Source organism: Gordonia sp. (in: high G+C Gram-positive bacteria) (assembly GCF_049647785.1).
Taxonomy (GTDB): domain Bacteria; phylum Actinomycetota; class Actinomycetes; order Mycobacteriales; family Mycobacteriaceae; genus Gordonia.
This window is the reverse complement of the sequence record NZ_JBARYI010000025.1, coordinates 1-12,320: the sequence shown is the minus strand read 5'-3', so window position 1 is coordinate 12,320 and position 12,320 is coordinate 1. Positions and strand designations below refer to the sequence as shown.

General features: G+C 63.7%; 9 protein-coding genes. 3 read left to right on the top strand and 6 right to left on the bottom strand.

Annotation, left to right across the window (positions count from 1 at the left end; all coding sequences use genetic code 11):
* Nucleotides 1–71: 71 nt before the first annotated feature.
* The gene (gene ppc / locus WBA38_RS03530; RefSeq protein WP_424322049.1) at nucleotides 72–2,939 is read left to right on the top strand and encodes a phosphoenolpyruvate carboxylase; all 2,868 of its coding nucleotides are present in this window, start codon (nucleotides 72–74) and stop codon (nucleotides 2,937–2,939) included.
* Nucleotides 2,940–2,959: 20 nt separating this feature from the next.
* Here the strand turns inward: ppc and pgl are convergent, their stop codons facing one another.
* Genes pgl through tkt form a run of 5 tightly spaced genes read right to left on the bottom strand, consistent with a single transcriptional unit; the run spans nucleotide 2,960 to nucleotide 9,412 of the window.
* The gene (gene pgl / locus WBA38_RS03525) at nucleotides 2,960–3,688 is read right to left on the bottom strand and encodes a 6-phosphogluconolactonase (RefSeq protein ID WP_424295436.1); all 729 of its coding nucleotides are present in this window, start codon (nucleotides 3,686–3,688) and stop codon (nucleotides 2,960–2,962) included.
* Between the two features lie 26 nt (nucleotides 3,689–3,714).
* Entirely contained in the window at nucleotides 3,715–4,632 is a 918-nt protein-coding gene (locus WBA38_RS03520) for a glucose-6-phosphate dehydrogenase assembly protein OpcA (RefSeq protein WP_424295434.1), read from the bottom strand.
* Nucleotides 4,629–6,167: a glucose-6-phosphate dehydrogenase gene (gene zwf, locus WBA38_RS03515; protein ID WP_424295440.1), complete on the bottom strand. Its 1,539-nt coding sequence runs from the start codon at nucleotides 6,165–6,167 to the stop codon at nucleotides 4,629–4,631. Before zwf ends, WBA38_RS03520 begins: the two co-directional genes overlap by 4 nt.
* Before the next feature lie 5 nt (nucleotides 6,168–6,172).
* The gene (tal, locus tag WBA38_RS03510) at nucleotides 6,173–7,291 is read right to left on the bottom strand and encodes a transaldolase (RefSeq protein ID WP_424295432.1); all 1,119 of its coding nucleotides are present in this window, start codon (nucleotides 7,289–7,291) and stop codon (nucleotides 6,173–6,175) included.
* A 48-nt stretch (nucleotides 7,292–7,339) separates the two neighbouring features.
* Nucleotides 7,340–9,412 carry a transketolase gene (gene tkt / locus WBA38_RS03505; RefSeq protein WP_424295430.1) on the bottom strand — a complete coding sequence of 691 codons (2,073 nt, stop codon included), beginning with the start codon at nucleotides 9,410–9,412 and terminating at the stop codon, nucleotides 7,340–7,342.
* 418 nt (nucleotides 9,413–9,830) lie between these two features.
* Here tkt and WBA38_RS03500 point away from each other — a divergent pair, with 418 nt between their 5' ends.
* Entirely contained in the window at nucleotides 9,831–10,784 is a 954-nt protein-coding gene (locus WBA38_RS03500; protein WP_424295438.1) for a heme o synthase, read from the top strand.
* Nucleotides 10,785–10,871: 87 nt separating this feature from the next.
* On the opposite strand, the gene WBA38_RS03495 is transcribed toward WBA38_RS03500, so the two are convergent.
* Nucleotides 10,872–11,840, bottom strand: coding sequence for a quinone oxidoreductase family protein (locus WBA38_RS03495; RefSeq protein WP_424295428.1), 969 nt, complete (start codon nucleotides 11,838–11,840; stop codon nucleotides 10,872–10,874).
* A gap of 34 nt (nucleotides 11,841–11,874) precedes the next feature.
* Between WBA38_RS03495 and WBA38_RS03490 the strand changes: the two genes are divergently transcribed.
* Nucleotides 11,875–12,252: a hypothetical protein gene (locus tag WBA38_RS03490; protein ID WP_424322048.1), complete on the top strand. Its 378-nt coding sequence runs from the start codon at nucleotides 11,875–11,877 to the stop codon at nucleotides 12,250–12,252.
* Nucleotides 12,253–12,320: the final 68 nt, after the last annotated feature.

Below are 12,320 nucleotides of genomic sequence, written 5' to 3'. Positions count from 1 at the left end.
GCGGGAATCGACGCATCATGCGAGAAGCCGTTGGCGGGCGGGGATAGGCGGGCGCGCGTAGGTTGGTCACCATGGTTACCGGCCCGCAGATTTCTTCCAAGGTTGCGCGAGCGATCCGCACGCCGATGATTGAGCGCATTGTGGTCGACGACGCCGACCGAGCGTTAACTGAACCACTCCGCGACGACATCCGTTATCTTGGCGGGATTCTCGGTGACGTCATCTCCTCGCATGCCGGGGTGGAGACCTTCGAGCTCGTGGAAAGCTCGCGGCGGGATGCGTTCGGTATTCGGTATGCCGACGTCACTCGCGATGACCTCGCTGCCCGCTACACCGACCGAGAGGTCATCGAACTCACGCCGGTAATTCGTGCGTTCACCAGCTTCGCGCTCTTGGCGAACCTCGCCGAAGACCTGCACCGGGAACGTCGTCGGCGGATCCACTTGCGGGCCGGCGATGCGCCGCAACCGTCGTCGCTGGCGGCAACGTTCGCTCGACTTGCCGAGGCGGGCCTCACTGATGACCAAGTCGCCGAAGCACTAGGCGAGGCCGATGTGGTACCCGTCATCACCGCGCACCCGACGGAAACCCGCCGCCGCAGCATCTTCGACGCGCAGAACCGGATTACCGAACTTATGCGCGTCCGGGCCCGTACCGAAATGACACCGGCCGAAGAAGCAGCGCTCACCGCGGACATCGGCAGGCAAATCCTCATGCTGTGGCAAACTGCGCTAATCCGGCTGCGACGCTTGACCATCTCCGATGAAATAACCACCGGCCTTCGCTACTACGACGCTTCCTTCTTCGACGTCGTGCCAGCCCTCAACAACGACGTTCGCGCTGCGCTCGTGGCCGCTTACCCGCACGCAGGCCTTGAGGACCTGTCGATGATCAAGATGGGTTCGTGGATTGGTGGCGACCGCGATGGCAATCCGTTCGTGACAGCAGAAGTGGTGACCGAAGCCACATCAAGTGCCGCGCATACCGCCATGGCGCACCATCTGGCCGAACTCTCCGCGTTGCATCAGGAATTGAGCATCTCGGCGCGGCTGGTATCACCGGTCAGCCCGAGTTTGGCGGCGCTCGGACAGGCATTCAAGCCGGCGGGCGAATCGGTCGCCGACAGTGGCGAGCCCGCCGACGACGAACCATTTCGATCTGCGGTGCTGGCGGTACGGTCCAGATTGTTGGCACGGGCATTGGCGACCCTCGGCGAGGACTTCGTTGAGCCCGCAGACCGAGCGCTAGCCGCAGCATCGGCGGGGAGGGGCTATCAAGATCCCGGCGAGATGCTCGCAGACCTCGACATCATTGACGCGGCACTCCGCGAGGTGAGCGACGACGCCATCGCCGACGATCGTCTGGCCGCCCTGCGAGAAGCGGTGCGCACCTTCGGGTTTCACCTCTCGGGTCTCGACATGCGACAGAACTCTGAGACGCACGAGGAGGTTGTTGCCGAACTCCTCAACTGGGCGGGCGTCAGTTCCGACTATCTGGCACTTGAGGAATCGGCACGCGTGGCACTCCTGACCGCCGAACTCACTTCCCGCCGTCCGCTGACCTCACCCGAAGCCGAGCTCAGTGATCTCGCGGTGAAGGAACTCGGTGTCGTCCACGCCGCCGCGGGCGCCGTCGAACGGTTTGGCCCGCAGGCGGTTCCGAACTACATCATCAGCATGTGCACCTCGGTGTCCGACATGCTCGAAGCCCTGGTTCTCCTCAAGGAAGCCGGCCTGTACCGAATCGACGACGACGGCCCGTCGTGCAGCGTTCGGGTGGTACCGCTGTTCGAGACAATCGAGGACCTGCGTGACGGTGCCGCCACCCTGACCGCGACGTTGAGCCTCCCGTTCTACCGTTCGATGGTGATGCGGCACGGCAATACGCAGGAAGTGATGCTCGGATATTCCGACTCCAACAAGGACGGCGGCTACCTGGCGGCCAACTGGGCGCTGTATCGGGCCGAACTTGATCTGGTGACTGCCGCCCGTGAAGCGAAGGTGCGACTGCAACTATTCCACGGGCGCGGCGGGACCGTGGGCCGTGGCGGCGGACCCAGCTACGATGCGATCCTCGCTCAGCCTCCCGGTGCCGTCCAAGGTGCCCTGCGGCTGACCGAGCAGGGCGAGATCATCGCCGCCAAGTACGCCGAACCGGTGAGCGCGCGCCGCAACCTCGAGTCGCTCCTCGCCGCGACCCTTGAATCGTCGCTCCTGGACATCGAGGGGTTGGGTGACTCACCCGGACAGGCCTACACCGACTTCGATGAGCTGGCCGAGTTGGCGCGGGCGGCCTACAGTGCACTGGTCCACGAGACACCCGGCTTCGTCGAGTACTTCACCGCGTCGACGCCGCTATCGGAGATCGGTGCGATGAACATCGGGAGTCGCCCGACATCGCGGAAGCAGACGACGGCAATCGCGGACCTTCGGGCCATCCCGTGGGTGCTGTCGTGGACGCAGTGCCGGGTAATGCTGCCCGGCTGGTACGGGGTCGGTAGCGCCTTCGAGCAGTGGGTCGGCGACGACGATACGCGACTGGCGAAGCTCTCCGATTACTACCGGCGGTGGCCGTTCTTCCGGTCGGTCATGTCGAATATGGCGCAGGTGCTAGCCAAGTCGGACATGGGATTGGCCTATCGGTATGCCGAACTAGTGCCCGACGTTGAACTTCGGGAACGAGTGTTCACCATGCTGGTCGACGAGCACGATCGAACCATCGACATGTACGCGCGCATTACCGGCACCACGGATCTCCTTGCCGACAATGCGGCGCTGAAACGTTCGGTCTACAACAGGTTTCCGTATCTGGAACCGCTGAACCTGCTCCAAGTGGAACTGCTGCGTCGCTTCCGTGCCGGAGCGGATTCCCCGAGGACCCGGCGGGCGATACAGATGACGATGAACGGCCTCGCGACTGCCCTGCGTAACAGCGGCTAGCGCCGTGGACCCGTACGACCCTAGTTCGGGAGTTGCGCGGCGGCAGCGCGATCCAAGAACCACACGGTGTTCTCGGTACCGTGGGCACCCGCGCACGGCCAGTCGTGTCTTGAGGCCCCCGATGCTGCTGCCGCGACCGCTTCGGCCTTTTCGGCGCCGGACACCAGGAACCAGACTTCCCGCGATGAATTGATGACGGGGAACGTCAAACTGATACGACGTGGCGGGGGTTTGGGGGAGTCGGTGACGGCCACGACGCTTCGCGATTCTTCGGCAGTGGCGTCGGTATGGGGGAACAGTGAGTTGATGTGCCCTTCACCCCCCATGCCCAGCAGGTGGATGTCGAAGATCGTGTCGTGTCCGACGAGGCGCGCGTACTCGGTGGTTGCGGCGTCGATATCGTCTCCGAAGTCACCGTCCGAAGCGGGGATTTCGTGGATGCGCGCGGGATCGATCTGGATGTGATCGAACAGCGCTTCCTCGGCCTGGAGCGCATTGCGTTCGGGGTCGGCAGCGGGGAGGAACCGTTCGTCACCCCAATACAGTTCGATCCGATTCCAACTGATGTCGCCGCTGTCGCGAGCCAACTCCCGAAGGAGCGCGATGCCGTTGCTGCCGCCGGTGAGCGCGATGGTGGCGATTCCCCGCGCTTCCTGCGCTGCGGTGACGGCGGCGATGAAACGCGATGCCGCCGTCGACACCAATTCAGCTGACGAATCAAAAACCAGACGCTCGGTCGGGGCAGTCATCTTTCGCTTCCTCCAGGTGGCACAGACTATTCGTGGGTAACGCCGGACAGACCCCGCAGGGCGACTTCGTACACTTCATCGGCATCGAGACGACGCAACTCCTCCGAAAGGCACTCGGCCGTCGACCGCAGGGCGAACGACGACCGGCCGTCAGGGTGGCCGGTACTTCGGATGACTCCGCCGTCGGGGCCGCCGCTCAGCGACAGTTCGCCGTTGGTGAGCGTCAAAGTCACCGCGAGATCATCGGTGGTTTCGGTGGTGCTGTCGCGCACCACGGGAACCCCGAGTTCGCCAGCCAGCCAGCCAGCAAACAGGTCGAGGCCGGTGAGCCTGCGGTCGCCTGTCACGCGAGCCGAGGTGACCGCCTGATGGGGCGGACGGTCGAGAGCGGAAACGAGGCTGGCGCGGAAATGGGTGATTGCCGACCATGCCAAGTCCGTATCGCCGGGTGTGTATCCGACGCGGCGAGCGGCCAGGAACGCCCCCGGATCATCGGTCCGGCGACCGTTGGTGATGCGCCGCGAGGCGAGGCGCCCCAACTTGTGCTCGGCGGGATTCGCAGGTGCATCCGCGGGCCACCACGTCACCACCGGTGTGTCCGGTAGCAGGAATGGGGTCACCACCGCATGCGGATGCTCCGCGAGCGAGCCGTTTAAATGCAGCACGACCACCTCGGACGCCCCGGCATCGCCGCCGACTCGGATTTGTGCGTCCAACCGGGTTTCGGCGGTCCGATCGTGTCGGACCACCATGATGACGCGGCACGGATGCTCGCGACTGGCCTTATTCGAGGTCTCGATAGCCTCTTCGGTGTTGTCCTTGGCATCGAGATCGATGATCAGGGTCAGCACCCGTCCCAGCGTGATGGCACCGCCGGTACGACGGACCTGGACCAGCTTCTTACTGATCTCCAGGGTGGATGTGTCGGGCAGGTCAACGATCACGGTCGCCTCCAGCTTCTACCGGTCCGGGCCAGCATCTCGTCGGCGGAAGCCGGTCCCCAGGTACCGGACTCGTACTCGTCCGGGCTTCCGGACTTGGCCCACTCGTCAAGCACGGGGTCGAGAATTGTCCAGCTCAGTTCCACTTCCTCGTCGACGGGGAACAGCGACGGTTCACCGAGGAGGACATCAAGCAGGAGACGTTCGTACGCTTCCGGCGACGACACCGTGAATGCGCCACCGTATGAGAAGTCCATGTTGACGTCGCGGACCTCCATGCTGGTGCCCGGCACTTTGGACCCGAACCGAAGCGTGACGCCTTCGTCCGGCTGGACGCGGATGACGAGCGCATTCTGGCCAAGTTCGGCGGTCATGGTGTCATCGAAGGGCAGGTGCGGCGCGCGCTTGAAGACCAACGCAATCTCGGTGACGCGGCGACCCAACCGTTTGCCGGTCCGCAGGTAAAACGGCACCCCGGCCCACCGTCGGGTATCGACTTCAAGGGCGATCGCGGCAAAGGTCTCGGTCGTCGAATCGGGCGAGAAGCCCTCTTCTTCCTTCAGACCGATGACCGGTTCCGATCCCTGCCACCCCGGCCCGTACTGACCGCGGGCCGAGTTTTCCGAGATCGGCATGATGTTGCGCGTGGACTGCAGCACCTTGATCTTCTCGGTCTGCAAGTTGCGCGGGGAAAACGAAACAGGTTCTTCCATCGCCACCAGGGCGAGCAACTGCAGGAGGTGATTCTGAATCACATCGCGGGCCGCACCGATGCCGTCGTAGTAGCCAGCACGACCACCGAGTCCAATATCTTCGGCCATGGTGATCTGGACGTGGTCAACGTAGTGCGAACTCCACAGTGGATCGAACAACTGGTTCGCGAATCGGAGCGCCAGAATGTTCTGGACGGTCTCCTTGCCGAGATAGTGGTCGATACGGAAAACCGAATCTTCTGGAAAAACGCTGCCGACCAGGCTATTGAGTTCGCGCGCGCTCTCCAGATCGTGGCCGAATGGTTTTTCGATCACCACGCGACGCCAACTCTCGTCACTTTCCTGCGCCATGCCGGTACGCCGTAATTGGCTTAGCACCACGGGGAAGGCATTCGGTGGGATCGACAGGTAATACGCGTGGTTGCCGTCCGTACCGCGCTCGCGGTCAAGGTCGGTGAGTGTTTGCTGCAATTCCTCAAATGCCGCGTCGTCCTCGAATGTGCCAGAGACAAAACGCATGCCCTCGGCGAGGGAATCCCACACTTCCTGCCGGAACCCGGTGCGGTTACCCGCTTCCACCGCTTCGCGAACCACGGTCGCAAAGTCCTCGTCCGCCCAATCGCGGCGAGCGAAACCGACGAGCGCGAAGCTCGGCGGCAGCAGACCGCGATTGGCGAGGTCGTAGATGGCGGGCATCAGCTTCCGGCGCGCCAGGTCGCCGGTGACACCGAAAATCACCAGGGCTGATGGCCCCGCGATCCGCGGTAGTCGTGCATCATGCGGATCCCGCAGCGGATTGGTCCAATTGCGCTGCTGCCCACCCACTGCGATCAGGCCCGGGCTGCGTCGAGCTGGGTTTTGGTGGCTTCGAGCAGGCTGTCCCACGCCTCGTCGAACTTGGCGACACCCTCGGCCTCGAGAAGCTCGAAGACTTCTGGGAGCGCCACGCCGACTGCGGTGAGGGCGTCGAAGATCTCGCGCGACGCCTTCTCCTGACCAACGATGGACTCGGCGTTGACCCAGCCGTGCTCAGCGAACGCATCGAGCGTCTTCACCGGAATGGTGTTAACCGTGTTCGGTGCGACCAATTCGCTGACGTAGAGCGTGTCCGGGTAGTCGGCGTTCTTGGTTCCGGTCGACGCCCACAGTGGACGCTGGGGGAGGGCGCCGTGTGCCTGCAGGTCGGGGAAGCGAACCTGCTTCTCGAAGACCTCCTGGTAGGCGGCGTACGCGAGGCGGGCGTTCGCCAGACCCGCCTTGCCGCGCAGAGCGAGCGCCTCGGGGGTGCCGATGGCATTCAGCCGGTTGTCGATCTCGGAGTCGACGCGGGAAACGAAGAACGATGCGACTGACTCGATCTTGGCCGCGTCGTGCCCATTGCGGAGCGCCTGGTCGAGGCCGTCCAGGTATGCGTCCATGACGCCCTGGTACCGCTCAACGGAGAAGATCAGCGTCACGTTGACGCTGATGCCTTCGGCGATCACCTGGGTGATGGCCGGCAAGCCCGCTTTGGTGGCCGGAATCTTGATGAACAGGTTGGGGCGGTCGACGATCTTCCACAGTTCAATCGCCTGCTTGACGGTGCCGTCGGTGTCGTGCGCCAGACGCGGATCAACCTCGATGGAAACGCGACCGTCGTGCCCGTCGGTGGCGGCGAAGACCGGCGCGAGGACATCGCACGCGGTGCGGACGTCATCGGTCGTGATCGCGGTGAGGGCCTCGTCGACGTCGACGCCAGCGCGCGCGAGTTCCGCGATTTGGTCGGCGTAACTGGTCGACTTCGAGATCGCGTTCTGGAAGATCGCGGGGTTGGTGGTGACACCGACGACCGAATGGGTATCGATCTGCTTCTGCAGAGCGCCGGAGGTCATCAGATCCCGGGAGAGGTCATCGAGCCAGACCGATACGCCCGCCTCGGTCAGTGCGGCGAGATTCTTGTTCTGCGACATGTTTGACTCCTGTTGTCCAGGTTGGGAATTGGCTGCGGAAGGTCTGGTTTAGCGACCGACAGCGCGGTGCGCGGCCGCGGTGACGGCGTCGGCGGTGATGCCGAACTCTTCGTACAGCTTCTGGTACGGGGCCGAAGCACCGAAGTGTTCCAGGGACACAATCTCGCCGCCAGCGACGATCGCATGCCACGGCATCGCGATGCCCGCTTCGACGGCCACGCGCGGCACACCGGTCGGCAGCACCGACTCGCGGTAGTCCGCGTCCTGCTCGGCGAACCACTCCATTGACGGCATCGACACGACGCGTGCGGCGATTCCGTCGGTGGCCAGTGCCTTGGCGGCTTCGACCGCCAACTGCACTTCCGAGCCGGTGCCGATCAAGACCACATCAGCGGTGCCGTCGACATCGGAGAGCACGTACGCTCCGCGCGTGACGCCGTCGAAACTGGTGCCTTCCAAAACCGGCACGTTCTGGCGGGTCAGCGCCAAACCGACCGGACGGTTGCGGCGGGTCAACAGATGCCGCCACACGTGGGCCGTCTCATTGGCATCGGCTGGGCGCACCACGTCGAGATTGGGGATCGCGCGCAGGGCGGCCAGGTGTTCCACCGGTTGGTGGGTGGGGCCGTCTTCGCCGAGGCCGATCGAATCGTGGGTCCACACGTAGATCGGATCGATTTCCATCAGCGCCGCCAAGCGGACCGCCGGGCGCATGTAATCGGCAAACTGCAGGAAGGTGCCACCGTACGCGCGGGTCGGTCCGTGGAGGACGATGCCGGACAGGATCGAGCCCATCGCATGTTCGCGAATGCCGAAGTGCAGGGTGCGGCCGTACGGGCTTGCCGTCCACGTGCTGGTGCTGATGCTGGACGGACCGAATGACTCGGCACCATCCATTGTGGTGTTGTTGGATCCGGCGAGGTCAGCCGAACCGCCCCACAATTCCGGCAGCACCGGAGCGAGCGCGGAGAGCACCTTGCCCGATGCCGAGCGGGTGGCGACAGACGCGCCGGGCTCCCATGTCGGGAGGGCGTCGGTCCAACCGTCAGGTAGCTCGCCCGCGTGCAGACGGTCGAAGAGTGCCTTGTTCTCGGGGTTCGCAGCGGCCCACTGGTCAAAACCGGACTGCCAGTCGGCGCGCGCGACAGCGGCGCGGTCGGCTAGCGATCGGGTGTGCGCGATGACGTCGTCGGCGACGTCAAAGTTCTTGTTCGGGTCGAAGCCCAAGATTTCCTTGGTGGCCGCAACTTCAGCGTCACCGAGTGCGCTGCCGTGCGATGCGCCGGTGTTCATCTTGGTGGGCGCGGGCCAAGCGATGATGGTTCGCAGGCAGATGATCGACGGCATATCCGTGGTGGCCTTGGCGTTTTCAATCGCCTGCTCGATGGCGGTGATGTCTTCGCCGCCCTCGACGATTTGTACATGCCAGCCGTACGACTCGTAGCGCTTCGCAGTGTCTTCGGTGAGGGCGATCTGGGTGTCGTCCTCAATCGAAATGTGGTTCTGGTCGTAGAAGACGATCAGGTTGCCCAGTTCCTGGGTGCCCGCGAGGGAACTGGCTTCGGATGTGACGCCCTCTTCAATGTCGCCGTCTGACGCGATGACGTAGATGTGATGGTCGAACGGGCTCTGGCCGGCAGGGGCCTGGGGGTCGAACAGGCCGCGCTCGCGACGAGCCGCCATCGCCATTCCCACGGCCGAGGCCAAGCCCTGTCCGAGCGGCCCGGTAGTGATCTCGACACCCTTGGTATGACGGAACTCCGGGTGGCCAGGCGTCAGGGAACCCCACGTGCGTAGGGCTTCGATGTCACTGAGTTCAAGGCCGAAGCCGCCGAGGTACAGCTGGATGTACTGCGTCAGGCTCGAGTGGCCGCAGGAGAGAACAAATCGGTCGCGACCCACCCATGCGGGATCGTTCGGGTCGTGGCGCAGTGCGCGCTGGTACAGGGTGTACGCCAGGGGAGCCAAGCTCATTGCCGTGCCGGGATGACCGCTACCGCAGTGCTGAACCGCATCTGCAGCCAGGATTCGCGCCGTGTTTACGGCCTTGGTGTCCAGATCTGTCCAGTCATCCGGGTAAACCTGCTGGGTCAGCGCGCGGATCTCGTCATTAGTCGCCACGGTAGTGGAGTCTCCTGTGCCTTGTTCTGTACTCGGACGGATAGCTATTCCAGCGTAGCCGTCGCCACCGCGACCGCGCTCGCCTGGCCACCTTCTTTTCACCCCCGGATGTGCGGAACGGCGAACCATTGCGAGAGAAAAGATGAGACGAGCCGTCGTGGGCGGTGAAAAGTTCTGCGGAAGTGTGATCTGGTCGCAGCCGATTCTGTTATCGGCGTGCTTCGGGTCTACCATCGTCTGTAGTAGCCCATCGGTGTGCCGCGATTCGTGACATTCTGCTGCGTGTGAACTGCCGGGCAGACCTCTCTGCTGCGGAGTCGCGGCAGTGTTGCTCGCTCCCGGTAATTCACCCGGCCCAATGTGAGGAGCATCAGTGAGTATTGGGGAAAGCGCGGACGTTGACGCCTCCTCGACCTCGATGTCGACCGACAGTCCGGCCGACCGGCCGGACGAAACCACCAGCCGGGGTAAGCATCTGTGGAACACCGTCCTCGCATACATTGCGCTGACGAAGCCACGGGTCATCGAACTGCTGTTGATCTCAACAATTCCAGTGATGCTCCAAGCCCAACGCGGCACCGTCGACATCGCCTTGATTGCCATCACCGTCGTAGGTGGTTGGCTCGGCGCGGCGAGCGCGAACAGCCTCAACATGGTTGCTGACGCTGACATCGATCAGAAGATGAAACGCACGGAGCGTCGACCGCTCGCCCGCCATGCGGTGTCGGTGCGAAACGCGCTGGTCTTCAGCATCGTCCTGGCAATCGCATCGTTCGCCGTCCTGTACTTCGGTACTGGCGGCAAGTGGCTGCCTCCGGTCCTGGTCTGGATCACGATCGCTTTCTATGCCGGTTTCTACACCCTGGTTCTCAAGCGTCGCACCTGGCAGAACGTGATTTGGGGGGGCCTCGCCGGCTGTACCCCCGCACTCGTCGGTTGGTCGGCGGTTACCGGCAACCTGAACTGGCAGCCGTTCGTGATGTTCTTGGTTGTCTTCTTCTGGACGCCGCCACACACCTGGGCGTTGGGCATGCGTTACCGCGAGGACTACCGCGCCGCCGGGGTGCCGATGTTCCCGGTCGTCGCCAGCGATGAGCGCGTGACAAAGCACATGCTCATCTACACCTGGCTGACGGTTCTCACGTCGCTGTTCCTGATCCCGGTCACAAGTTGGATTTACCTCGTGGTCGCGGTTGTCTCCGGTGCCTGGTTTATCTGGCGGGTCACCAAGCTGTTCGTTGAGACCCGACGTGGCGTCGAAGTGAAGCCGCTGAAGATCTTCCTGACGTCCAACGAGTATCTGGCGCTTCTGTTCTGCGGCTTGGCCGTGGACGCCGTCATCAACTTGCCGACCATCTCCAGCTACTTCTGATCTCCAGCTACTTCTGATCTCCGACGGCTAACCCCGGCGCGCTAGCGGTTCGCTAGGGTGCCGGGGTTAGTTGCTTCTCGGGTGGGGCTATACAACGTTGAGCATTGTTGAGCCGACGGTCGTGCGGGCTTCAAGCGCCCGGTGGGCGTCCCCGGCTGCGGCCAGGTCGAACGACTGCCCAATGTTCACCGGAAGCAAACCAGACGCGACGGCAGACAGGAAGGCGTCCGCGCGCCAGGCAAATTCGGCAGGATCGGAAATGAAGTGCGCCAGCGTGGGCCGAGTGACCGATAGGGAGCCCGCGGGGTTGAGGCGTTGCAGGTCGAATGGTGGAACCGGACCGCTCGCGGCCCCAAAGAGCACGATGGTGCCGCGTACCGCTGTGCATTGCAATGACTGCTCGAAGGTGGCTGCGCCGACACCGTCGTAGACCACGGGTGCGCCGCGACCGTCGGTGAGTTCCCGGACGCGGGCGACGATGTCGTCGTCGTAGCGGAGAACTTCGGCGGCACCGGCTTCGCGGGAAAGTTCCTCCTTGGCATCGGTCGATACCGTGGTGATGACGCGAACCCCGCGCGAGGTTGCCCAACGAGTTAGCAGGAGTCCGACTCCGCCTGCACCGGCATGGAGCAGGACCGTATCGCCGGCCTTGGGGAAGGCGCTTCCGTCCAGGAGATAGTGCGTGGTGAGCCCGCGCAGCAACGACGATCCTGCCTGCTCGAAGGTGACGGTATCGGGGAGCTTTACGGCGCGGTCGGCGCGAAGAACCGCTTGTTCGGCGTAACTGGCCGCCCCGTCGCACCAGGCGACGCGATCGCCGACGGTCACCGTTGTCACGCCCTCGCCAACTGCGCGGACTGTGCCCGCGCCTTCGCCGCCCGGAACGTAGGGCGGGACAGACGGGTAAAGGCCAGAGCGCAGATAGGTGTCGATGAAGTTGACCCCGGCGACGTGGACGTCAACGACGACTTCGCCTGTGCCAGCAGTCGGTTCGGGTCGTTCGACCAGGGTGAGGACTTCGGGGCCACCGTGGGCCGTTACTTCGATCGCTCGCATGGCTATATTTTGGCACGGACTATACTTCTGAATTATGAGCGAAGAGAATGCTGGTTCGACCGCCACTGCTTCAGCACCCGTGATCGCACCCCGCGAGGTCGTCGCGTCGGTCCGTAAGTTCGTTGCCTCCGAAGGGGGTTCGGCTAAGGCCGTCATTCAGCCCATTGGAGCGGCTGGTGTTCGCATCACCCTGGTGGGCGGGTCCAATGGAATCCTCGGCGACCGCGTGGTGGATAGCGTCGAGATCGCCAATGCCGTTGTCGCAGCCGTCGATGGTCTGGAAACCGCCGAGTGGGACCGTGACTTGACATCCGTCACCGAGGTCAGCCCATCGCACTGGCGGAAAATGGCCGGTTGGGTTGCCCACCAGACCCGTTTCCCGAAGGCACGTAACAACGCCATCGTGAAGTAGCTCCCACCGGGCTTCGCCCGACTTCTCCGTTCTCGCATGATGCGTCGATTCCCGCACCACGTCTGACG